The 23,616-nt window shown below is 41.7% G+C and carries 17 protein-coding genes; 6 read left to right on the top strand and 11 right to left on the bottom strand.

Going from position 1 to position 23,616, the window contains the following annotated elements; genetic code table 11:
• The first annotated feature begins 5 nt into the window (after window positions 1-5).
• The 6 genes from DJ568_RS09910 (at window position 6) to DJ568_RS09885 (ending at window position 4,053) form a co-directional block, all read left to right on the top strand.
• The gene (locus tag DJ568_RS09910; protein WP_114005115.1) at window positions 6-341 is read left to right on the top strand and encodes a tRNA-binding protein; all 336 of its coding nucleotides are present in this window, start codon (window positions 6-8) and stop codon (window positions 339-341) included.
• A 1-nt stretch (window position 342) separates the two neighbouring features.
• A complete protein-coding gene (locus DJ568_RS09905; RefSeq protein WP_114005114.1) occupies window positions 343-711 on the top strand; it encodes an SdpI family protein in 369 nt (122 codons plus the stop codon).
• Entirely contained in the window at window positions 711-1,178 is a 468-nt protein-coding gene (locus DJ568_RS09900; RefSeq protein WP_114005113.1) for a nucleoside deaminase, read from the top strand. The genes DJ568_RS09905 and DJ568_RS09900 overlap by 1 nt, the downstream gene beginning before the upstream one ends.
• Before the next feature lie 147 nt (window positions 1,179-1,325).
• The gene (locus DJ568_RS09895; protein ID WP_114005112.1) at window positions 1,326-1,934 is read left to right on the top strand and encodes a superoxide dismutase; all 609 of its coding nucleotides are present in this window, start codon (window positions 1,326-1,328) and stop codon (window positions 1,932-1,934) included.
• Window positions 1,935-2,035: 101 nt separating this feature from the next.
• Complete coding sequence (locus tag DJ568_RS09890; RefSeq protein ID WP_114005111.1) at window positions 2,036-3,037, top strand: quinone oxidoreductase family protein; 1,002 nt, start codon at window positions 2,036-2,038, stop codon at window positions 3,035-3,037.
• A 5-nt stretch (window positions 3,038-3,042) separates the two neighbouring features.
• Window positions 3,043-4,053, top strand: a complete 1,011-nt coding sequence (locus DJ568_RS09885; RefSeq protein ID WP_114005110.1) for a ferredoxin--NADP reductase — start codon at window positions 3,043-3,045, stop codon at window positions 4,051-4,053.
• A 69-nt stretch (window positions 4,054-4,122) separates the two neighbouring features.
• On the opposite strand, the gene DJ568_RS09880 is transcribed toward DJ568_RS09885, so the two are convergent.
• From DJ568_RS09880 to DJ568_RS09830, 11 genes are all read right to left on the bottom strand, one after another.
• Complete coding sequence (locus DJ568_RS09880; RefSeq protein WP_114005109.1) at window positions 4,123-5,058, bottom strand: hydrogen peroxide-inducible genes activator; 936 nt, start codon at window positions 5,056-5,058, stop codon at window positions 4,123-4,125.
• Between the two features lie 113 nt (window positions 5,059-5,171).
• Window positions 5,172-6,470 carry an MBOAT family O-acyltransferase gene (locus DJ568_RS09875; protein ID WP_233496671.1) on the bottom strand — a complete coding sequence of 433 codons (1,299 nt, stop codon included), beginning with the start codon at window positions 6,468-6,470 and terminating at the stop codon, window positions 5,172-5,174.
• A gap of 166 nt (window positions 6,471-6,636) precedes the next feature.
• Window positions 6,637-7,641, bottom strand: a complete 1,005-nt coding sequence (locus DJ568_RS09870) for a hypothetical protein (RefSeq protein WP_147238743.1) — start codon at window positions 7,639-7,641, stop codon at window positions 6,637-6,639.
• A 229-nt stretch (window positions 7,642-7,870) separates the two neighbouring features.
• The gene (locus DJ568_RS09865; RefSeq protein WP_114005382.1) at window positions 7,871-9,778 is read right to left on the bottom strand and encodes an alpha-amylase family glycosyl hydrolase; all 1,908 of its coding nucleotides are present in this window, start codon (window positions 9,776-9,778) and stop codon (window positions 7,871-7,873) included.
• A 199-nt stretch (window positions 9,779-9,977) separates the two neighbouring features.
• Window positions 9,978-11,003, bottom strand: coding sequence for a SusE domain-containing protein (locus DJ568_RS09860; RefSeq protein WP_158534915.1), 1,026 nt, complete (start codon window positions 11,001-11,003; stop codon window positions 9,978-9,980).
• Window positions 11,004-11,020: 17 nt separating this feature from the next.
• Entirely contained in the window at window positions 11,021-12,622 is a 1,602-nt protein-coding gene (locus DJ568_RS09855; RefSeq protein ID WP_114005105.1) for a RagB/SusD family nutrient uptake outer membrane protein, read from the bottom strand.
• A 27-nt stretch (window positions 12,623-12,649) separates the two neighbouring features.
• Entirely contained in the window at window positions 12,650-15,691 is a 3,042-nt protein-coding gene (locus tag DJ568_RS09850; protein ID WP_114005104.1) for a SusC/RagA family TonB-linked outer membrane protein, read from the bottom strand.
• Window positions 15,692-15,813: 122 nt separating this feature from the next.
• A complete protein-coding gene (locus DJ568_RS09845; RefSeq protein WP_199560950.1) occupies window positions 15,814-17,655 on the bottom strand; it encodes a glycoside hydrolase family 13 protein in 1,842 nt (613 codons plus the stop codon).
• A 323-nt stretch (window positions 17,656-17,978) separates the two neighbouring features.
• Window positions 17,979-19,610, bottom strand: a complete 1,632-nt coding sequence (locus DJ568_RS09840) for a DUF6377 domain-containing protein (protein ID WP_147238742.1) — start codon at window positions 19,608-19,610, stop codon at window positions 17,979-17,981.
• A 78-nt stretch (window positions 19,611-19,688) separates the two neighbouring features.
• The gene (locus tag DJ568_RS09835; protein WP_158534914.1) at window positions 19,689-22,505 is read right to left on the bottom strand and encodes a beta-L-arabinofuranosidase domain-containing protein; all 2,817 of its coding nucleotides are present in this window, start codon (window positions 22,503-22,505) and stop codon (window positions 19,689-19,691) included.
• A complete protein-coding gene (locus DJ568_RS09830; protein WP_114005100.1) occupies window positions 22,486-23,391 on the bottom strand; it encodes a metallophosphoesterase family protein in 906 nt (301 codons plus the stop codon). Before DJ568_RS09830 ends, DJ568_RS09835 begins: the two co-directional genes overlap by 20 nt.
• Window positions 23,392-23,616 lie beyond the last annotated feature (225 nt).

Genomic DNA, 23,616 nt, shown 5'->3' with positions numbered 1-23,616 from the left:
GCAGGATGGAACCTATAACGTGGAACGATTTTGAGAAGGTAGAGTTAAGGGTGGGTACCATACTGGAAGCTCTTGATTATCCTGAAGCCCGCAAACCTGCCTACAAGTTAAAGGTTGATTTTGGTGAATTCGGTATCAAGTGGTCGAGCGCGCAAATAACCAAACATTATACAAAGGAAGAACTTTGCGGCAGGCAGGTTATAGGGGTGATCAATTTTCCGAATAAGCAAATTGGCAAGTTTATGTCGGAGTTTCTGGTTACCGGCTTTGCCGATGAAAACGGCGATATCGTGCTGGCAGCTATAGAGCGTTGGGTACCAAACGGCAGTAAATTAATTTAATATGAATGCAGAGAGTTTGTTTATTGGGCCACAGCTTATCGGCATCATCCTTTTAGCGGTGGGGTTTATTCAAAAACGTTTTCCGCCAAAAAGCATTAACGCTTTTTATGGTTACCGTATGCCATCATCTATGAAAACACAGCAAACCTGGGACACTGCTAACAGGTACTCGGCCATCCTCATGATAAAAATAGGTATAGTTCTTATTGTCACCGGTGTAGCGCTCTCAGCAACACTTGGCGTACTCAACATTAAAAACGATTTACGGGTGGGTATATCGGCCATTATACTAATGGCTACATCCATCATTAGCTGCATACTGCTTATAGTGCTTACTGAAAAGCATTTATCAAAAAAATTTGACACCTGATGCGTTATATCAATTTTGAGGGCGACGACAACATTTCGCCCGACGACTTTTTTATGAATGAAGCGCTTCGCGAAGCCAAACTGGCATTAGCCGAAGATGAAATTCCTATAGGTGCTATTGTATTATGTAAAGGGCAGATCATTGGCCGCGGGCATAACCTTACCGAGCGCCTTAATGATGTGTCGGCGCACGCAGAAATGCAGGCACTTACCGCTGCAACTAATTATATGGGCGGCAAATATTTAAAAGATTGCACGTTGTATGTTACCCTTGAGCCCTGTGTTATGTGTGCCGGCGCATCCTACTGGTTTCAGATAGGTAAAATTGTGTTTGGCGCTTATGACGCACGTATGGGATTTGGTCGCCTTAATCAAAAAATAACCCACCCAAAAACCGAGATAGTAGGCGGTATACGTGAAAACGAATGCGCCGAACTGGTACGAAACTTTTTTAAGGCAAGGCGTTAGGCGATTGAGCCGCATTGAATAGCTTATTATTACAGTGCGACTTTATAACACCGCGCGATACGCCAGTAAAACATGACATTAATTTAGAACAAAACACACATTCATCGCTTATATTTGTTCATAATCGAGAACTTAAAACATAATATTATGGCTTTTACACTACCGGCGTTACCTTACGCTCCTGACGCATTAGAACCACATATTGATGCTGCTACCATGGAAATTCACCATGGGAAGCACCACCAGGCTTACGTTACTAACCTGAATAAAGCATTGGAAGGCAAGCCTGAGGCTGACAGCGATATACTGGACATTATTAAAAACATTTCAAAATATCCTCCTGCTGTACGCAACAATGGCGGCGGCCACTATAATCACAGTCTTTTTTGGACATTACTTGCCCCTAACGCAGGCGGCGAGCCGACTGGTGCCTTAGCCGAGGCAATCAACAGCACTTTCGGCTCATTTGCCGAACTTAAAACAAAAATGTCTGACGCAGGCGCTACCCGTTTTGGTTCCGGCTGGGCGTGGTTAATTGTTACCGCAGATAAAAAGCTGGCAGTTACCTCAACACCTAACCAGGACAACCCGTTGATGGATGTTGCTGAAGTGAAGGGCACCCCAATTTTAGGCATAGACGTATGGGAACATGCCTACTACCTTAAATACCAGAATCGCCGACCGGATTACCTGGCTGCTATCTGGAATGTTATCAACTGGAATAAAGTTGCTGAACTTTACGAGCAAGCAAAATAACTCCTATTTAAGGAAATAAATACAGAGCGGCAGGGTGTTTTCCATTCTGCCGCTTTTTTGTTATTCTCTCATGCAGAAGATGAGGGATCACTATTATTAATATGAAAGCGATTATCTTAGAAGGTATTGACAAACCACTTACTTTAAAAGAAGTAGAGATACCGCAACCTGCTGAAGGCGAAGTTTTAGTGCAATTAAAAGCCGCGGCATTAAACCGGCGCGACTGGTGGATAACTAGAGGTAAATATGCCGGAATATCCTACCCGGCTATTATTGGAAGCGATGGTGCAGGCATAGTTACAGAAGTTGGGCCAGGCGTAGATAGGGATTGGATAGGAAAAGAAGTTATAATATATCCCGCACGTAACTGGGGCGATAAAGAGGAATACCAGGCCAATGATTTTGGCATTATAGGCCTGCCACCATATAGCGGAACTTTTGCCGAATATGTGAACGTAACGGTTGGACAGTTACAGTTTAAGCCCGCGCATTTAACCTGGGAACAGGCCGCTACATTAACCGTAGCCGGACTAACCGCTTACCGTGCGTTATTTACTAAAGGCCAACCTAAAGAAGGCAACACTGTTTTAATAACCGGCGTAGGCGGCGGCGCAGGCACATTCGCCCTTCAATACGCTGTTGCCGCCGGGTGCAAGGTATTCGTTACCTCCGGATCGAACGAAAAAATTGAGCGGGCAAGACAATTAGGGGCATTAGCGGGCGTGAATTACAAAGCGCAGGATTGGGCCGAGCAGCTAAAACAACTGTCGGGCGGATTCGACGTGATCATTGACAGCGCCCTGGGTGAAGGCTTTAGCAAATTGCTTGATGTAATAAAACCCGGTGGGCGAATAGTATTTTTTGGCGGTACTGCAGGCGGCAATATTCCTGAAATTAACGGGAGAAAGATATTTTGGCGGCATATAAGCATTTTAGGTACCACGCTTGGCTCTCCGCACGAATTTGGAAAAATGCTGGCTTATGTAGATAAGCACAAACTGGTACCTGTAATTGACGAGGTTTTCCGGCTTGCTGATGCTGAAAAAGCAATACGCCGCATGGATAATTCGTTGCAATTTGGCAAACTGGTGCTAAGCATTTGATTTTTATGCTGAAATTAAGGGTAGAGCGTATACAGCAGGAAACGGCGGATACCCGTACCTTTTTTTTAAAGGAATTATCGGGTAAAAAAATAGGGTACCAGGCTGGGCAGTTTATCACGCTGGTGTTCACCCATCATGGCGATGAAATACGGCGGTCATATTCATTAAGTTCATCGCCTCATGAGAAGTTCCTCTCTATCACTGTAAAGCGCATTACTAACGGCGAAATATCACGCTTCCTTTTCACTAAAGTAAAACCCGGCGATATACTGGAGGCCGTTGAGCCTGCAGGCAGATTTGTGCTTGCCAATCCCGAGGAAAAAAAGGACGTTATCATTTTTGCTGCCGGAAGCGGTATAACCCCTGTCTTTTCACAACTCAAAAATGTTGTTAGGGTTGCCGGCGAAAGCAATATCACGCTCATTTACAGTAGCCTTGATCCTTCGTCGATTATTTTTAAAGATGCACTTGCAAAACTTGAAAGCGACCACCCTGATAGATTAAGGGTTATTCACTTATTAAGCAGCGAGGCAAAACGGCTCAATAATTACATGGCCGAGCAGTTGATACGGCGACATACACCAAATGGTTTATTAAAAGCTGACTTTTATCTTTGCGGCCCGTTTGAGTATATGCGCATGGTTAGGCTAACGCTGTTATACATGGGCATTGAACCGGCGCGCATACGCAAAGAAAATTTTGTGCTGGATACTGTACCGGTCGCATCCCCGGGTTTAAACTATCCGCCGAAAAAGATAGACATCACTTTTAACGGTGAACGTCACCACATTATAGCCGGCGAAAATCAGTCAATACTGCAGGCGGCACTGCAAAATAACATTCCACTGCCTTACAGCTGCCGTGCGGGGGTGTGCTCGGCCTGCGCTGCAACCTGCAAAGGCGGAAAGGTTGAAATGGCACGCAATGATGTACTTACTGATGAAGATATTGCCAAAGGCTGGATACTTACGTGTACAGGGTACGCGGTCACTGATATAGAAATTGTTATTACTTGATCAGAGATAAGGTATAAGTTGATTGATATATACCTATCAAAAATATTCTCCAGTTACTAACCTTAATTACTAAAACTCCATTATCTCCTTCTTTTTCCTGGTACGTAACCGTTTGGGTATAAAATCAAGTATCTCGTTCTTCAGCGCTTCAATCATGCGGCGTTTTACAAAGTTACGCTGTATAACCAAACTGATTTCGCGTGCCGGTTCAGGCGATTTGAAGTAACGTACCCGGTCCAGCTGTTTGTCACTCATATCGGTAAGGGCCAGCTCAGGCAATATTGTTGCGCCACTATTTTGATCTACCATGCGTTTCAAGGTTTCTACGCTGCCGGTATTGTATTCAAAGTGCTTAAACCCCTTAGCGGTTTTCCTGCGCTGGCAAATGTTGAGTACCTGCTCACGCATACAATGACCTTCATTGAGCACCCAAATCTCCTCTATGTCAATGTCGTCAGGTACAATATGCTTTTTTTTAAATAGTTTACTTCCTTTAGATATGTATGCCACAAAATTTTCATAAAAAACGGGTATTTCTGTCAGGTTATGCTCATGTAAAGGAGTGGAAAGTATTCCGCAATCCAGCATGCCGAGTTTGAGCTGCTGAACAATTTGCTCAGTAGTTTGCTCCCACACAATCAATTTAACCTGCGGATACTTTTCTATAAAACCGGTTAATATTTTAGGAAGTATGTAGGGAGCCACTGTAGGTATAATGCCAATTTTTAATTCGCCGGCTAAATCTTTTTGCCTGTCCGTAATAATTTCTCGCACTTTTCCACTTTCTGCAAGCGATACGCGGGCCTGCGCTACTATCTCAATACCTATTTCAGTTGGTGTTACCGGCTGCCTGCTACGATCGAAGATTTTAACGCCCAGGTCATCCTCCAATTTTTGTATTTGCATACTAAGCGTAGGCTGTGTAACAAAACATTTTTCTGCAGCGGTAACAAAACTCCGGTAGGTGTCTACAGCAACAATATATTGAAGTTGAGTTAGTGTCATATAGATATTATCTAATGTAAATATACAAAGTTATTGATTTCATCTATTGTAATTTTATATCCCGCGAAACGATAGTTTAATGCAAAATCAATAGCTATAAGTGCGGAGAAACCCTAAAACTGGAAATAAATGAATTGCCGGTAATTAAATACGCCGAACAGGTAGCATGAAAACAGTATACCGGCCATAAGGAGGTAGTAGCCAAGCTTAGTAGTTTTCATCTCAGTTATTTTTGGCCATCGTGTTTCAAAAAGCACAAGCACCACAATTAAGAACAAGCTGAAATATAACTCATTACTATTTAAGCTTAAGTTAATGACATCATTAAACGACATGGTAAATATCCTTTTAAGTATCTCGCCGGCCTGGCCTATCTCCGGAGCCCGGAAAAATACACGTACCAATGATACCAGTAAGAATGCTATAGTTATACTCAAAATTTCTTTAACCCGGCTATGTACTTGCGGTAAGCGCATTTTATGTTTTAATTTCCCTAACGAGTGTTCAATTATCACAATAATTCCATTTAAACCGCCCCATACAACAAATGTCCAACTCGCACCGTGCCATAACCCGCTCAGCAGGAACACTATCATTAAGTTTAAATAGAATCGTGGTATAGTTACACGACTGCCGCCTAAAGGAATATATACGTAATCTTTGAACCAGGTAGAAAGGGATATATGCCACCGGCGCCAATATTCAGAAACGGAACGGGCCAGGTATGGTGTATTAAAGTTCGTCATGAGTTTAAAGCCCATACAGCGCGCAGCACCTATGGCTATATCAGAGTAGCCTGAAAAATCACAGTATATCTGAAACGAATACAGCAGGGCCGCAATAGTTAAACTAAGGCCAGATTGGTTGGTATAATCACCAAAACCATAATCAACAGCAATGGCTAACCTGTCGGCTATCACCACTTTTTTAAATAAGCCAACCGCCATTTGCAATAAACCGCTCTTTAAATTTCCGGCATCAAAGTGATGCTCTTGCTTAAATTGGGGAAGCAAATTCTGTGGCCGCTCTATTGGGCCGGCTACCAACTGCGGGTAAAACATAACATACAATGAATAAATGCCAAAATGTCGTTCGGCTTTTTGATCTCCCCTATAAACCTCTATAAGATAGCTCATTGCCTGGAAGGTATGAAATGACAGGCCCAACGGTAAAATAAACTTAATAAGCGGAATAGGGTTATGCTGACCGAAAATATGCAGGAATGCGGTTAAATTACTGTTAAAGAACATAAAGTATTTGAAGATAGCCAGCATGGCTATATTAACGACTATACTTGTAATAAATATCCATTTCCTCCTCTTTTCCCTCGCATTTTCAATCAGTAGCCCGGCTACATAGTCAACCACTATCAACATTGCGAGTATAAGGATGTATACAGGGATAAAAGCCATGTAGAAATAGCAGCTGGCAGCCAGCAGCAAAATCCATCTGTACCTATGCTTTAAGGCAAAATAAAGTGCCGTGATACAAATAAAAAACACGAAAAATTGCAGTGAATTGAATAACATCCTAATTAGCGTTGTATCACCGGGAAAATAAGGTTACCGCCCCCATATATTAATTATTTATCAGTTTTTTATTAACCTCTTCAAGCCACAAATTCAATCCCCGGTTGTTCCAGTGTGTATCTGCATACTGATAAATAGGTTGCCGGGCTTGCTTAAATTTTTCATATACATCAATAGTTGGAACCTTCAGGTCGGGATTTTGCTGGATACGCGGCAGCAAATTATTGTATGTATCCATCTCTGGTGCAACAATGGTAACAGGGTTTGGTATAATCGATAAATACACCTCGTCAAAACCAACAACTTCCTTATAGTGCGTATATAGTTTGTTAAATGAGGCTATCAACTTGTTAATCTGCGCATCGCTAAGAGGATAAAAGGAACTTGATATGGCGCTCTTTTTCACTGTGCTTGACAGAAATAAGTATTTATTATCCGGCGAAATGACGACCCCGGGACTAATTCGTCCGAAAAATTTATGATTGATAGTTGCCTTTAGCTCCTTTACGGGGGTGATAAACCGGTAATCAAACAGGTTAAACTCAAGTGCCTCATTTAATCGCGGGCTAAATATCTGTTCCTTTAATGGAAAAGGCGGTATTTCGTATTTATTGATGTACTTCAAAGTGTCCGACGGACCTTGGGGCGCGTGTGGTTTAAAGTTTTTTATAATTCGATCGGCATATAAAAACATCATTACAGACCGTTCAGTTACCTGCAGAAGTAATATGTTTTTTTGAGTGGTGTCTAAAACCGGGCTTTGCGGATTTAAAGCCCGTTCCTGCCAGTATTTTTTTACGCCCGCGAACACTTTGGGTGTTTGAATAAAAGATAACAGGTAGCTATTGCATATAGCGTACAGGTTTATCTCCCTTTTCTTGTCGAAAACCGAATCGGGTTTAATATTTTCTAACAGGCGGTTGCTGGATTTGTATTGCGGTAAAAAACACATATAGTATAAATCACCATATCTGGATCTGTCGGCACCAAAGGCAGACGATACTTTGCTGCGCTTTTCTAACAGATCCATCATTAAATGCGTGTTGCTACTCATTGTATATAGCGCTAAAAACAGTAATCCAATAAATGTAAATAACCATCTTTTACGCATCCAATCAGAGAGTTTAGGAATAACAAGTTTAAGTAAAGTTAACTATATATCATAAGAATGATCTACTTAATTTCGGTTGATAATGATGGTGCAATGCCTGAAAAGGCAAGAAAGCCTTCGCCGATAGACAGCGAAGGCTTAACCAATTGTACTATTTATTCGTCCTAAAAAATTATTGTAACGGCGCGGAACTATAGATATGATACTCGCCGGGTTGTAACGTTATATTGGTAAGCGTAGTTGTTATGTTGCGGTTGCTGCCGTCAACGTAATCTCTCCATGAACCGGTTTTAGTAAAGGTTACAGTTGCTGATTGCGGTTTTACATCATAGTTACCTACAACTATAACGTCAACATCCGGGCTCTTTAGCGTAAGCGTTTTAACAGCACCGCCCAAATTGCCTGTAAAATCTGTTGTGGAAAAAACCGGGTTTTTCAACTTCATCTTAATGTATTTGGCGTATGCATTATATAGCGCCCTACGTTCTGGCACTCCCTGGTAATTCCAAAGTATGGGCTTGTTACCTGTACGTCCGTTTTGATCTATACTTATATCGTAGCCCAACTCCCCAAATTGCCAAATCATTTTCGGACCGGGGGCTGACATCAGGAAGGCCGCATCCATGGCGCCGCGCTTTAGCGCGTTAGCCAATACTCTTACGTTGTAGCCGTCCTGGTTACCATATGTTTTAGTTTTAAATTGAATACGCTCTTCGTCATGACTTTCCGCATAACTTATCATATTGTCGGACCGTGTAAAGGTGTGCGACGGATAAAGCATCCACTGCAGGTTTGAATCGTTTAGCCAACCCATATTAGCCTCCTGGAAATTATGGCTTATATTGGCCCAAAACGTCATACCTAAGTCGGCCAGTTCTTTCTCTTCCTGCATACCCCCAAAATGTTCTAATATAACATATGCGTTAGGGTCAATAGATTTAAGGTGTGCATAATAATCTTTCCATATAGCCACCCTACCAGCATCATACTGCCCCCAGCTATTATAATCTTCCGGGGAACTGTATTTCTGTGTAAACCCTTTTGAAAGATCAAAACGATAACCGTCTATTTTATATTCCTTTAACCAATGGGTCATTACATTTTTCGCAAAGTATTTTGTAGCAGCACTCTCATGGTTAAAATCTGACCCAACGTTAGCGGGGTGCTTCGCATCGACATTAAACCAGGGATTGGTTGAAGATGGTTTATTTGCGCTGTTATCCCAATACATGCGTGCCATAGGCGACGAACCAAAGGCATGATTAAGCACAATGTCCATTATAACGGCAATCCCGCGTTGGTGGCAGGCATCTATAAATGCTTTTAAATCATTTTTGGTTCCATAATATTTATCCGGCGCAAAAAAGAATGAGTTATTATAACCCCACGACTCGTTGCCTTCAAACTCGCTAACAGGCATAAGTTCGATAGCATTCACGCCTAAACGGCTTATGTAATCCAAAGTATCAATAAGAGTTTTATAACTGTGATCGGCTATAAAATCACGAATCAGCAACTCGTATACCACCAGGTCTTTTTTTGCCGGCCGGGTAAAGTTATTAACCTTCCAGGTATAGCCCGGCTGATTGGCCTGCATAACGCTAACAATAGCGCTTGTTTTTCCGGTGGGGTAGGCCTTTAATCCCGGATAAACCGTGGCCGGGATATACCTGTCATTATCAGGATCAAGTATTTTCTCGGTATAAGGATCAGCTACACGCAAACTGCCATTTATATAATACTGGTAAGCATATTCGGTGTTCGGATCAAGTCCGGTAATTTTTACCCACCAGCGCGTACCATCGGTTGTACGCGTCATTGGGGTGGCCGTTGTACTCCAGTTGTTAAAGTCCCCTATAACTGATACTGAAACTTTACCTGGTGCATACAAGTTAAATATGGCAGCGGTACCGTTATCAACAAACGTCACGCCGTCCTTTGCATTGTTGGGAATTTCGGGATTAGTGGTAGTAGTATCCTCGGGGGGTGGCGTTACCGGCGGCTTTTTTACGTCGTTTTTTTTGCACGCCGTTCCGGCAAGCAATATAAACAGCACTACTATCTTATACACATTTTTCATATCGCATCCTAATAATGTTATAACACTACAGCGTTCGTTATTTGCGTTGCACGCCCGTATATCCTTAATAGGATAAACGGGCGCCTTGCAACGTTTGGTAACCATATAGTTTGCCCTTACTATATTCGGAAACCCTAGACTTTATTGGGTATTATGGTAACTTAATTTGCATAAATTGTACACATCCCAGCCCAATATATTATAATTTGGTGAGCGTATAAGTGTTATTAAAAGTATCTATTATTACATTGTAAGTACCTGCGGTTACTGCAATGTTTGCGCCACCTTGATTTAACACTCCGCCGCTTCCACCAAGATTGACAGCCCAATCATCATTTAAACGAAATTTTATCTCACCTGCAGTTAGCGGAATTGTGATACTAAAGGTTTTGCTAACAAAATTATACTCCATGTCGGTATCTGAATCCCAGCCGGTAGGCGTAGCTGAACCAATTATTCCCCACGAATATGGTGTGATAGTATATGAATTATTGTTTGTATTTATCCCTATAGTATATGGGCCAGGACCAGGGGCTTTGAAATTACCGCCACCCGTACTAAATTTTCCATCGCCTTCGTCGCCATAAGATACCGTCCAGTTTTTAGCCGGAGTCACTTTAAATTCATAATTGTTGTTAGCATCCGGAGGGAAGCCAACTACGCCAGAGTAAACACCGTTGCCCGTAGGTGATATCAAACTGTCGGCGGTAGCTGGATTCCAACCTTGATAATTTCCAGGCACATAAACCCAACTGATAAGCGGATATGGCTTCGCGGATAACTCTAAAATACTTGAGTAAACAGGAGCCAATTTTGTTGAGGTAACCTCGGATTTAAGACGCACCTCTATTTCGCTCGCCGAGTCAAACGGCAGATCCAGGGCTAATAAAATGGTGTTGAAGTCAATGCCCGTGTAAGTGATGGATGCTAACGATGGATCCAAGTTTACTTCTTTCGGTGCCGAAAAGTTAGTACCTTTTACTGCAAACTGTAATGTGTTAGTTGTTGCAGCTGCAAAACCGAAATCTGCTTTTTCAAATTTAAAAGTAACCAAGTCCGAATCCTGTGTTAGTTTCTCAGGCATTAGAGTTGTTGAAGACGCCTCAACCTTTCCACCAGTGGCATCGGCTGGAACAACCACCCTGGTTTCATCTTTTTTGCACGATGAAAGTGTTAGCAATCCTATACAGATGATTGCCAATACATTGTTTAATATCTTTTTCATGTTATAATACATTGTTATTAATAACCAGGATTTTGAGTTAAATTACTATTAGCAGTAACATCGGCTACCGGTAAAGGGTAAAGTTTATAAATATCGCTTACGCCCCGGCCTGCTTTTACACCACCTTTCCAAGGCCATACATAATTATCGCCGGTAAATTTTCCAAAACGGATAAGATCGGTACGCCTAAAGCCTTCCCAGTATAATTCGCGGCCGCGTTCTTCCAATAATAGATCAAGAGTCAGGCTCGTTACATTCCCTGAGTTATTGCCATAGGCACGTTGACGTAATGCATTAAAATAGGTTAGCGCCAATGATGCGTCACCAGACCCACCACGAGTAACAGCTTCAGCATAAATCAAGTGCATTTCGGCAAGTCTGAAGATAGGCATATCGATATCGGCAAACTCAAGGCTTGAACCAGCACCACCTGCCAGTCTAACATTCCTGAATTTTTGTACAGCGTATCCGTCAGCAAAGATTGAAATATCGTTAATTTCCAGGTTTTGTCCTTCGGTATAAAACTGACCCCGTTTATCAGTATCATCACCATTACCGGGAAATAGCTGTACAAGATTTTTTGTCGTGCGTAAGCCACCCCAACCTTCTCTAACTCCATATATAGGCGATTGCGCTACACCTGGGTAAGCAACAGCCGCGTGCGTTAAAAAGGTTGTACCACCGGGGCCTTGTGTAAATTGGCCGTCGTAATTGATAGTTAAAATAAACTCATCTTTAGCGTGTATATTGTTGTCAGCCAACAATAAGTTTTGATAGTTAGGCAACAATGTATAACCTGCGTCAATTACCTTTTTAGCGTAAGTTGCAGCATCTGTATTTCGTTCTGTACCAGTATAAGTTTTTGCGTTTAGATACATACGCGCTAATAATGCCCATGCTGCTGCTTTATCAGCACGGCCGTATTCATTTGTGCGGGGGTCTGCTAAAAGGCTTTCTAACGCTTTTAGTTCACTTTCAACATAAGCAAATGTTTCAGAACTGCTTAGTTGCTTAGGTAATTCCGTGCCTCCAACAACAAAAGTTTCGTCGGCAAATGGTGGTCTGCCAAACAAATCCATTAGCGCCCAGTACTGATATGCTCTTAAAAACCGTGCTTCTGCCCTAAACAAACGTATTTGTTCCGCATCAGCGCCCGAAATGCCTCTAGAACTTATCTTATCATCAGCTGCTTGCCTTATAAAGTCATTTGCAACCGTTATTTGGTACAAAGAGCGATAATAAAATCCTTTAATGAAAGGGTTGTTGGATGACCATGACATATTGTGAAAGTCAGGCAAACCAGCGTCTGGCCAACCTACCACTGCTTCTTCTGTAGGCAATTCCTGAAGACACCAAAACAACCTGAAAAAGTCTGTTGTGCCCTCGTCTATACCTTGCACGTCTGGACGGTCATATGGTGAGGTGTTCCCGCCATTTCCCACAGTTGCATAACTAGCGTAAACTTTTGCCATTGCCAGCTTATAGCCCTCTGGGGTCGAATACACTTGCTCAGCAGTGGTTTCATTCGTTGGTAATAGGTCGAGCTTCTTGCTGCAAGAAACAAGGCTTGTTATAAACAGCCCGGTTATAAAAAATATTTTTATTGAATTCGTTTTCATATTATCTTATTTATATATGATAGATAATTAAAAATTGACATTTAGTCCTAACACAAAAGTCCGCGGACGGGGATAAAAATTCCTGTCGATGCCACTTTGGATCTCCGGATCTACCCCGCTATATTTTGTGATAATAAATACATTTTGTACGTTGGCACTAATCCGCAAATCAGCAGTATTATTAAATATTTTGCCAAAATTGTAGCCAACATTAACATTGTCCATTCGAAGGAAAGATGCATTCTCAACATAGTAATCAGAGAGGAAGAATTTATCCCCGTCTCCTTTAATGCCACTTTCAATACCTGTTTTAAAGCCATTGTTTAACGAAGGATTAACCGCATTAAATATGTTATTAAGGATTCCTGTATTGGCTTTAAAGTCGTTATACAAATAATTACCTAAACTTGCCCGGGCTACAAAACCAGCACTCCATTTTTTATAATTTATATTACTGCTAAAACCTAAATACATCTTAGGATCGGATGCTTTATATCTGTATTGATCTTTATTGTTAATTATTCCGTCGCCATTTTGGTCTACAAATGCGCCGTCAACCGGCTTACCATTAGCTCCGTATACTTGTTGTAAAACATAAAACGACCCACGTGGAGAGCCTACAGATTGAATTTGTATAAAACTTCCGGTTCCCCTTGAGGGAGAGCCAAATTCTACTCCAGGATAAGACGGATCATCTGAAACAGTAAGATTGGTTATTTTATTCTGATTGTAGGTTGCGTTGAAACCGAGATTCCAGCTTAAATCCTTTGTTTTAACAGCTTCGGCATTAATATTAAATTCAACACCTTTATTTTCCATTTTTCCAATATTGACAATAAATATATTAGCAAAATTGGTTAGGGCCGGCTGTGTAATAGCGTTAAGTAAATCTTTTGTTTTGCGAGAATAATACTCAATACTACCATTAATACGACCATTTAAAAACCCGTAATCAATAGCTACATTCGTCATTGCCGTTTCTTCCCACTTGCGGTTAGCAGCATAAGCGCCTGGACGGTATAGATGATAAAAAACGTCACCTAACTGGTACTGTGCAAAATTTGTGCTATAGTTGTAGTAAGATATATAGTCATAATTACCAATACCCTCACGCTGGCCAGTTACCCCATAACCCACCCTGATTTTAAGGTCTGATAGGGCTTCCACATTTATCAAAAACGACTCTTCTTTGATTTTCCAGGCAAATGCAGCTGACGGAAATACGGCATAACGTGTTGATGGGCTGAATCTTGATGAGCCATCACGACGAATAGTACCTGTAACTACGTACTTATCCGCTATAGATAAATTTAACCTACCATAATACGATTCAAGAGTATTGCGAGGCTTATCAAATGGAAAATTGGGTATTGTACTTTTATTTACCACAAATTCTCCATTTACCCTTTCAGTGCTGTAAACAGGGAAATTATAATCTGTTATTTGAAAGTCATAAAACGCATAGCCAGCAACCGCTTCTAAACGGGTGTTTAGCGGCTTAATATCCTTAGAATAGTTTAAGAAAAATTCAAGTGTTGTATTTAACTGTGTTTGTTTAAATGCACGTTGGTAGCCGCTGTAATAAGGATCTACACCATCATTTCTAAATGATTTATAGTTTGATGCAGCGGTAGGAGGTATGAAATTATTTCCCGAACCTTTTGAAATATCGTAACCAAGATTAGCATTCGCATGCAAATCGGGCAGAAAATGGAATTTGTAATCCACTTGTAGATTGCCAATACTGCGATAAACGGTTGACCGGTCATCCTTTTGCTCAAGTAAACCAAGCGGGTTTCGTCCTCCTGTCAAACCAGTTACTGACTCAGGATCTGGGCTAAGGTATTCGAAATATCCGCCATAATTAGTATTCCCAGAATAAACCGGCTGCGTAGGATCAAATGCTATTGCCCCTGCTATTGCCCCCTGCTCAGCAAATCTGCTTTTGCTTTGCGATCCCCTTAGATTTAAATTTAATTTTAAATGATTATCTATCAGGCTGGGATTGAGGTTGATCGCGATACTGGTACGCTCTAGTTTCCCTGTTTTTAGTATACCTTCCTGGTTTAGGTAACCGGCCGATATACGATATGGTAAGGCGTTTTTAAAGGCTGATCCCGAAACGCTTAAATTATTGTCAGTTGTAGAAGCAGTTTGATAAATAACATCCTGCCAATCGGTATTGGCAGTACCTAGCTTATTTTTATCAACGTCAGTTGCATTGGCATTTACAAATTCACGAAATTCCTCAGGGGTAAATATGTCTGCCTTTTTTGATATTTTTGAAAGAGAGAATTGCGTATTAAAAGATATCTGCGGAGCACCGCTCTGACCTTTTTTTGTAGTTATTAAGATAACGCCGTTAGATGCACGTGAGCCGTAAATAGCTGTAGCTGATGCATCTTTGAGTATAGAAAACTCCTGTATATCATTTGGATTTATTAGACCCAACGCATTAGGAGACCCGGAAATACCTGCATCAGTAAGGGGTACCCCATCGACAACGATAAGCGGATTATTTGAAGCATTTAAAGATGCGCCGCCTCGAACCCGGATAGTGCTACCTGAACCTGGTGCACCTCCATTAGAAATAACAGATACGCCTGCTACTTTACCGGCAATCAATTGCTCAGGCGATGTGATTACACCCTTCTGAAAATCCTTGGCACTTACAGTAGCCACTGATCCGGTAAGATCCTTACGTGTTTGGGTACCGTAACCAATTACTACAACCTCATTAAGTGATTGTGATTGTGCCTCTAATTGAAATTCAATATTAGCTATGGAGCCGCTTACAACTGTTACCGTTTTTTGTAGAGTGGTGTATCCGAGGTAGGTCGCCGTTAACGTATGTGTACCAGCTGGTATATTATTTAATCTGAATGCACCGTTTGCATCAGTAGCAGTACCTGTAGTCGTCCCATCAAGCGTTACAGATACCCCGGGCAGGGTTTCACGCTTGGTATCAAGTACAGTACCTGTAATACTGCCGTCTTGCGCAAATGCTATACCTGATATAAGCAGCATGGCAAACACCAGCATGTAGTGTTTTAGATAATGTTTTCTCATGTAATTTAAATTTTGGGTGTGTAAAACTTTCTCCATTCGTTTTATTGGTTAATTTTAATGCCTCCACTGTTACAGGTATGGGCATTTAGCCTGTCGACATCTCTCATCATTTGTTATGGTTTTTAATTAAGTTCAAGTATATATTGGCCTCGGGCCGGCACGGTGACCTTGCCTTGATCAGGCGTTATTTGCTTTCCGGTTATCACATCGCGCCCACCAGTAAAATTTGCGGTAACGTCCGTGAAACGATCCATATCCAGCGCCTGGTCACGACCCGAGGCGTTAAGCATCACCAGCACTGTTTTATTTCCTTTTACGCGTGCATACACGTAAACGTTTGACTCGTGCGGGGCATAGTGTATCAATTTACCGGTAGTAACTGCTTCATTGGTTTTGCGCCACTGCAATAATCTTCTTAAATAATTAAAAGCTTCGTTTTGCTTTTCGGTACGACCATCAGGTGTAAAAGCATTGCTTTTATCGCCTTCCCAGCCGCCCGGGTAATCTTTGCGTATTTGTCCGTCGCCTTCGCTCTTTGCGCCAACCATTAAAATTTCGGTGCCGTAATAAATTTGGGGGATGCCGCGGGTGGTAAGTAAAAACGCAAATGCCTGTTTAAATCGGTCAAGATTGTCGTCGTCCTTACGGTTGAAACGACCTGTATCATGGTTATCTAAAAAGGTAAGGATGTTATTGGGGTTTTCATACAAAAAGTCCTGTGCAATTACTTCGTAAAGCTGGTACATGCCTGATGCTTCGCTGCCACGCTCGTTGCCTGTCTTTTCAAACGCTTTCTCGGCAGTAAACGTTAGCGGAAAATCCATAACGGTTTTTAGGTAACTGTTATTTTTATTTAATGCCGAACCGTGCTGCCACCATGCTACCTCGCCTGGCTTACCGTACCATACCTCGCCTACAATGTTAAAGTTGGGATATTCTACCATTACCTCTTTGCACCAACGAGCCATAAAAGCATAGTCAGGATAAGGGTGGGTATCCTGCCTGATACCGTCAATCCGGGCATATTCTATCCACCAAATGCTGTTTTGTATCAGGTAGGTGGCAAGGTGCCGGTTACGCTGGTTCAGGTCGGGCATATCGGGCACAAACCAGCCGTCGAGCAGTATATCACGTTCCTTTTTTGCTGCATAAGGATCCATTGCCGTAAGTTTGGCATGGTTGGTCTGTACATAAATATCCGGGTTATTTATCCAATCTTTAGCCGGCTTATCCGTCATCCAAGGATGAGCAAGGCCGCAGTGATTGAAAATCATATCCATCACAACCTTTAAACCTTTAGCATGCATAGTTTTAGTGAGGTCACGAAATTCTTCGTTACTGCCAAAGCGAGGGTCTATTTTATAAAAGTCAGTTATAGCATAGCCGTGGTATGATCCCCTTGGCATTTTGTTTTCCTGTACAGGGTTAAACCATACGGTAGTAAAACCAAGATCTTTAATAAAGTCAAGGTTTTTTGATACCCCTGAAAGATCGCCTCCATGCCTGGCGTCAGGATTACTCCTGTCTACATTTACACCATCCCAATTATCGTTAGCGGGGTTGCCGTTAGCAAAGCGGTCGGGGGTGATAAGGTACAACACATCAGACGTGTTAAAGCCAAGAGCACCGCTCTTATCGGTACGTGCTTTTAACTGGTAATTGTACGTTTGCGATTGATTGCCTTGCGTAAACCTTATTGCCACCGTGCCTGGTTTAGTGTTGGCAGCAATTTCCACATAAATAAAAAGATAGTTTGGGTTATCGGTACGGGCTACTTCCTTTAAAGTAACTCCGGGATATTTACAGGTTGGTACCGACTTTGCTATGTTGGGACCATAAACCATTACCTGTAACGTTTTATTTTTCATACCCACCCACCACGATGACGGTTCCACCCGGCTTATTGTCACCGCTCCTGCAAAAAATGCCTGACAGCTCAAAAAAAGCGCAAGTAAAGGGAACACAAGTGTTTTAGTACAGGTTTTATACATACAATTGGGCAAAAGAAATAGTACTGGTATGTTCGGTTTATAACATCTTAAAAACATCCGGCACGCTTTTTTGATTTAATATTTGCTGCCGATATTTTATTGACTAGACAAATCTCGTCAGGGAGAAAAGGTTTAGCTATTTTTTTAGCAAAAATTTAAGAAAATATCATATATTTTAAAACTAAAGATCTGATAATCAAGTTTTTAATTTAAAAAAATACAAGAAAAATTTAAATGATTTCGCTGCTTTTATGTCATTATTTAATGAAACAGCAGTCGAAAACAGCTGTTTCAGCTCACGTTGTAACGATTTTTGCTTTTTTAACAGCTTCTACCGCCTTGATATCCATGATTGCCTTATCGAACTCATCCGGAGGTAAAACCGACTTTGCTTTAAGTCGCATTTTATAAACGTAAATGGTTTTCTCCGAGTACTCTAATATTTTGGAAATGGTATCGGTATCAGTCACACCCAGCCGAATGAGTGCAAATATGCGCAAGTCCGTAGTAAGTACTTCATCGTTTTTGGGCCATATCTGGTCCTCCTTTTTAAAGAGGCTGTTAAATGAAGTTATAAAATTGGGGAATATCTTTATAAATACGTGATCAAATGTGTGGAACAGTGCGTCACGCTCTTTTTTGATTTGTATATTATCAATTATAAGCTGAATATGGTCATATCGTTTTTGCGATAACTTAGTATCAATGGAACGCTTTAACTTTTCGAGCTTGAGTATATAGCCTGATATTACGTTAAAAAAATAGCCTATGTACTCCTCTTTAATATGTGTATCTTCTACAAGCCGGTTATTTATCACTTCAAGTTCGGCATTGGTCTCCTCAATTATGGCCTCCTTGGCTTTAAGCATTTTAATCTGCCCGGCTAACTTTATTGATATTACTATAACCAGTACAACAAGTAAGGTCAATGATGCCAGGTAAATCATAAACCGCGTCTTTTCCTTTTCAGTGTAGTTCAGTTTCTCGGCGGCCACCATAGGCAATATCGAGCTTATTTGTACCCTTCGTTGCCTCGCATTATAAAAATCGGCATCAGCCATGGCTTCCTGGATATACTTATAAGCGTTTTTAATATCCCCGGTTTTATAGAGTATCTCCGCGAGCCAGTAGATAGCCAAGGTTTCTTTTGTTGACGAGCGTATATCGCTTATCACAGCTTTTGTTAGTAACTCAATACCCTTTTCCCGTTGCTTTTTTTCGAGATAAATATTACCCAGGGTAGAAGCCACTATAGCATGCTGGTGATCAGTAAGTTGTGAAGTGTTTAGCAGGTTTAAAAAATCAGCTTCGGCCGCTGCCAGGTTATCATTTTTAAGCTTTTTATAGCCTGTAAGATATAAGTTATTGTAAGTGCCGGGCTCGCTCATCGCAATAGCCGAATCGATATACTTGTTAGCCTGAGCTTTGTACCGGGGGGCGTATTGATTATCATTATCATAGTTGGCCAGGTCAAAATTAGCACGCATCATCAGGCGGTAGTACTCGTACTTTACACTATCATGCAGCATACGGGCATCAATTCCTTCAAGGTTGTCAAAAGCTTCTTTAAACATACCCGATGAAAGCAATATAAAACCGATGTTTACCTTACTATAGTACTCTTTGCCGATGTCTTTAAGTTTGTAACTTATATCTGAAAGCTTTAAGGCATATACATAAGCAGAGTCATATTGGTATGATTTATATTCTTCATACAAAGCGCTGCAGAACTTAAAACTGCGCTTTAAATCGCCTGATGAACTTTTTAGGGAATTTTTGAGCCGCTGTATTTTTTGTTCCTTACGCGAATCGTACTCTGCCTTTTTACCAATCTCGGTATCCAGTTGCAAGAATAGTTCATCCCTGCCCTGTTGTGAGAAGGCAGAATTGGCTATCATGAACAAAATAACGGAAACTAGTACACGCATACACACACTTAAATTCTAAACAAATAAAACGATAAAATCACCAAATTACTAATGTAACCCGGGTATAAGTTTACCGGTTTATTTTTGTTTGAACGTCACCTGCCTTAAAATTGTGTTACTAATGGGTTGTAGCATAACGGTTTTTGTTTGCCCGCTGGCTGCGTCATATAGCTCCGTCGTAAATTCATTTTTGCCTGCTTGCTTTGTCACTTTATTGCCGGCATATTGATAAACTGTTAACTCTTGAGGTGTGTAGCGGTAATCGTAATATCCGGGCAACGGAAACGACTTGCCTTTCGCTTCGTTAGCTGCAATCGGGTTAGCTAATACCAGTGCGCCGTACGTAAAATAAACTTCATTATTCACATCGCGGTTAATTTTTACTTCAGGCATAAAGTCAATTTTGATCTTTTGCCTGCCGTTCCAATTTTTTGAAATGACGATGAAACCATCTTCTTCACGGTATTTTTCACTTACCGTAAACTTATCTGCCCATTCAGGTTTACGTATTTTCAGATCAAACTTATTATTGGTTGCTGATACTTCAAATGTCAGGCTGTTCGTGTAGGGATATTCTGTTGTTTGTTTTACAATTACAGGCTTACCATTTATGGTTGTATTTACCTCACTCGGTCCCAGCAATGATGCTACCAGGCTATTGCCCCCTTTTAACCACATATTTTGAACATAATATGGAGCAATACGCCCGGCGTTAGGAACACAACACACGGCCGCGTCCTGGTGAACAGGTGAGTATTTGTAACGCACCTGGTGTTTATCTGCCGAATCCAAGTTACGCCACCCTTCCATAGCATAACTATTGTCTGTCTTCAGATAGGCTATACAGCTTTCGTTAGGATGACGGGCACCCTGTGCTGCATTAAAAAACAACTTTTCTATTTTACTGCCGTATTCGCTACTGCCCGATTTACTTGATAAACTTGCATAGCTATGTAATAACTCATGCAACGAGCAATATTCATATCCACGATTTGTCGCGTCAGCACGATTGCCTACCCATTCATCGCTGACAGGGCCGCCTGAGGCAGTTGTGGCTAGTTCTATCTTATCTAAAAAGTTTTTAAGCGCTATCTTGAGTTCAGGATTTCCTGAGAGATAGTAAGCCGCCGCAACCGTACGTAAGTGCTCATAGGTATGCACCCCGTGCCCCTTCAGTAAAAAGGAGGTATCCCGCAATTTTTTATACTGAGCGTCTTCATTGATAGCTTGTGCTGAAAAGTCTTTGTATAAAAAAACCAGGTAATCGTTATACTTCTGGTTCCCGGTGAGGCGGTAAACCGACTCCAGCACGTCTGTAAATGTTAATCCATGCGAAAGGCCGGAGACGTCTGGTTTCATAGCCAAAAACGGCTGCGATTTGTTTATAGGCCAGTTGATCATCACATTGTCTACTGCCTTAATTACCGCATTTAATACGGTTTTGTCTTTAGTATAATCATACCACGCCAGCAAACCGCGTAACAGGGTTGCCTTTGCCCATAATTCGCCATTTTCCTGATCAAACTTGTAGCGTAACTCTTTATCATAAATGCCCAAGTACCCATCGGCATCCTGAGTGGATAATATGCGCTTTACATATTTAGCTATACGTGATAAGTGTTCTTTATCATTAGCCAGGATGGCACTGCGTATGTAACCGTCGCGCCAGTTACTCTGTGTTTCACTATTCCACCATAAAAATTGCACCTGCCAGCTGGTATCCTCCTCGTTGCCACCACCACCGCCGCCTTGGGCACCAACATCCTTGCTTTTAACCTTCTTAGTGAGGCGGTCCCTCCCATAAATATCATCCTTAATGGCCAGATCGGGTACAAGTGAATCAAGGTGCCCGGTGTATCCATTAAGATTGTCCTGTATCTGGGCTTTAAGCCAACCGCCGGGCTTAACCGCGCTAAACGGCAGCTCATGATACTTTTCGGGTATCGCACTGATTTTCTTAAAGGCATTCTTTTCACCAAAATCCAGCACCTTGTCATATATAAACCGCGACATGTGATTTACTGTGCTATCCATATACTTTTGCCAGTTAGGCAGGCCATAATACCACGGGCAATGTGATTTGCCTTTATAAATAATTACCTGATGGTTAATACCAATGTTTTTTGCACGTTTTATTACCATGTCCGCCAGCTCAAACGGTACAAACGGATCAATTGTATTATGTACAATCAATAACGGCGGATCTGTAGGTTTCTCAATGGCCGATGTATCGCCGGTGCCGCAAAGGCACAATACGCCCTTGGGGCGCGTAGAAAAGCCCGGATTGCCGCTGGCGCCTTCGGTATTGTACGGATTAGCCTTAGGCAAATTTTTTAACTCGTGCGGCTTGTCATTATAGGCTGCCGCCATTGCGGTGATAGCCCCAGCAGATTCGCCACCAGTTATAATATTGACTGTGTCAATACGGTACTTGGCTTGGTTGGCTTTAAAAAAGCGGATAGCGGCTTTTAAATCGTGCATTGCATCAGCTATGGCACGCCTGTCGGTGTTTGAGTAAAAGCCTTTAAAGGTTGGATCTAAACGGTAATCAATACTAGCCACGGCATAGCCGCGTTGAGCCATCTTTTCGCACATAATTTTAACGGATGGCCACTTGCGTGTGCCTTCAGTAAATCCGCCTCCATGTACGTAAATTACCAGCGGACGTTTAGCGGCCTTATCATCTCTCGGTTCGTAAAAATCCAGAAGCAGGTTTTGCTTTTTGTTCTTATAATCCGGCGCGCTGCCGTACTGAATATTGACTACTGAGTCAACCAGGGTAAATGTGCTGGCCAGGTAACGCTGAGCTTTTGCGTGCTGAAAAAAACCGGCAAGCCCTAAAGCAAACAATCCTATCTTCTTTATCATAATATATCTACCATTTAAAATCTTCATAGTAACGGCTAAACGTGCCATCGGCATATAAATCCATCACCGCATAGCCGGCATTGGTGCGCTGAAATTTATTGTTCATCCACCAGTAGGCGCTAACGGCTCCGGTGCCGCAATAAGTAACACCGTCATAAATTACTGTATCCAGCAAATGCAAGTGCCCGCTAATACACGTTTTAACATTGGGATATTGAGCAAAAAGGTCACGCAGTTTTTTTGAATCAGTGTGCATTAACGCGCCCGACACTTTCCACTCACCCGCATCAACCTTCGACCAGTCAATAATACAGGACGAAAATATAGGAATATGCGAAAGCACCATAACAGGTTTATTTGCTGCAATGCTTTTTAATTCGGCACTTAGCCAAGTAAATTGCTCGTCATCCAAATGAGCGGTATATGTGGTTTCATTAACCGGCACTGTGCTGTCCAGCACTATAAAATGCCAGCCGCCCTGCTCAAAACTGTAATAACGATTAGGTAACTTCAACTCTTCCACCGCCCATTTCTTTTCATACAGCGGTGCAGTGCCCTTATTTTTTAAGCTCCAAACATCGTGGTTGCCTATAGCATACCTTATAGGTATGGTCAATGCTGCGCATGCTGTATGCCATGTTTTCCATTGGGCTGCTACACTATCTTTATCTGTATTGAGCGCATCCATAATCACATCGCCTGTATGAAAAATAACATCGGGCTTGTGTTTCATAGCCATTATCTTTTCAAAACAGGCGCGCATATGCTTGCCAGAATTTTTTTCGGCTTCCACATGCGTATCAGTTATGTGCACTATCCTGAAGCTCTTTTTAAGAGGCGCGGCCTCAGCTTTTTCTAAGATACTTACTGCAGGAAGTGCTGCTAATAATGCTAATACATTTCTACGGTTCATTATTTAATGCAGGTTTATAATTATCATTAATTGGTTACATGAGATAACTATAAGCAGTAAAATTACTTATAGAATAACAGGATTGTAAGGGTTTTATTATTAGGAAGGTGGGCAATATTAGCCGTTTAATATTTAAACCGACTAGTATTTGGCATTTAATGCCAATGTAAATGTGAGAATAATAAGAGGAGGAACTTCACCGCACCGTGAATTAGCTCCTCCTTT

It is taken from the genome of Mucilaginibacter hurinus (assembly GCF_003324525.1).
In the GTDB taxonomy this organism is placed as follows: Bacteria; Bacteroidota; Bacteroidia; order Sphingobacteriales; family Sphingobacteriaceae; genus Mucilaginibacter; species Mucilaginibacter hurinus.
Note: the sequence above shows the minus strand (reverse complement) of the source record. Positions and strands in the feature narration are given on the sequence as shown.

Coding starts and splice junctions, on each gene's coding strand:
- DJ568_RS09835 (WP_158534914.1), bottom strand. CDS start 22,505: ATGAAGATTTTAAATGGTAGATATATTATGATAAAGAAGATAGGATTG.
- DJ568_RS09865 (WP_114005382.1), bottom strand. CDS start 9,778: ATGAAAAATGTGTATAAGATAGTAGTGCTGTTTATATTGCTTGCCGGA.
- DJ568_RS09905 (WP_114005114.1), top strand. CDS start 343: ATGAATGCAGAGAGTTTGTTTATTGGGCCACAGCTTATCGGCATCATC.
- DJ568_RS09850 (WP_114005104.1), bottom strand. CDS start 15,691: ATGAGAAAACATTATCTAAAACACTACATGCTGGTGTTTGCCATGCTG.
- DJ568_RS09840 (WP_147238742.1), bottom strand. CDS start 19,610: ATGCGTGTACTAGTTTCCGTTATTTTGTTCATGATAGCCAATTCTGCC.
- DJ568_RS09880 (WP_114005109.1), bottom strand. CDS start 5,058: ATGACACTAACTCAACTTCAATATATTGTTGCTGTAGACACCTACCGG.
- DJ568_RS09875 (WP_233496671.1), bottom strand. CDS start 6,470: ATGGCTTTTATCCCTGTATACATCCTTATACTCGCAATGTTGATAGTG.
- DJ568_RS09890 (WP_114005111.1), top strand. CDS start 2,036: ATGAAAGCGATTATCTTAGAAGGTATTGACAAACCACTTACTTTAAAA.
- DJ568_RS09860 (WP_158534915.1), bottom strand. CDS start 11,003: ATGAAAAAGATATTAAACAATGTATTGGCAATCATCTGTATAGGATTG.
- DJ568_RS09830 (WP_114005100.1), bottom strand. CDS start 23,391: ATGAACCGTAGAAATGTATTAGCATTATTAGCAGCACTTCCTGCAGTA.
- DJ568_RS09855 (WP_114005105.1), bottom strand. CDS start 12,622: ATGAAAACGAATTCAATAAAAATATTTTTTATAACCGGGCTGTTTATA.
- DJ568_RS09910 (WP_114005115.1), top strand. CDS start 6: ATGGAACCTATAACGTGGAACGATTTTGAGAAGGTAGAGTTAAGGGTG.
- DJ568_RS09895 (WP_114005112.1), top strand. CDS start 1,326: ATGGCTTTTACACTACCGGCGTTACCTTACGCTCCTGACGCATTAGAA.
- DJ568_RS09900 (WP_114005113.1), top strand. CDS start 711: ATGCGTTATATCAATTTTGAGGGCGACGACAACATTTCGCCCGACGAC.
- DJ568_RS09885 (WP_114005110.1), top strand. CDS start 3,043: ATGCTGAAATTAAGGGTAGAGCGTATACAGCAGGAAACGGCGGATACC.
- DJ568_RS09870 (WP_147238743.1), bottom strand. CDS start 7,641: ATGAGTAGCAACACGCATTTAATGATGGATCTGTTAGAAAAGCGCAGC.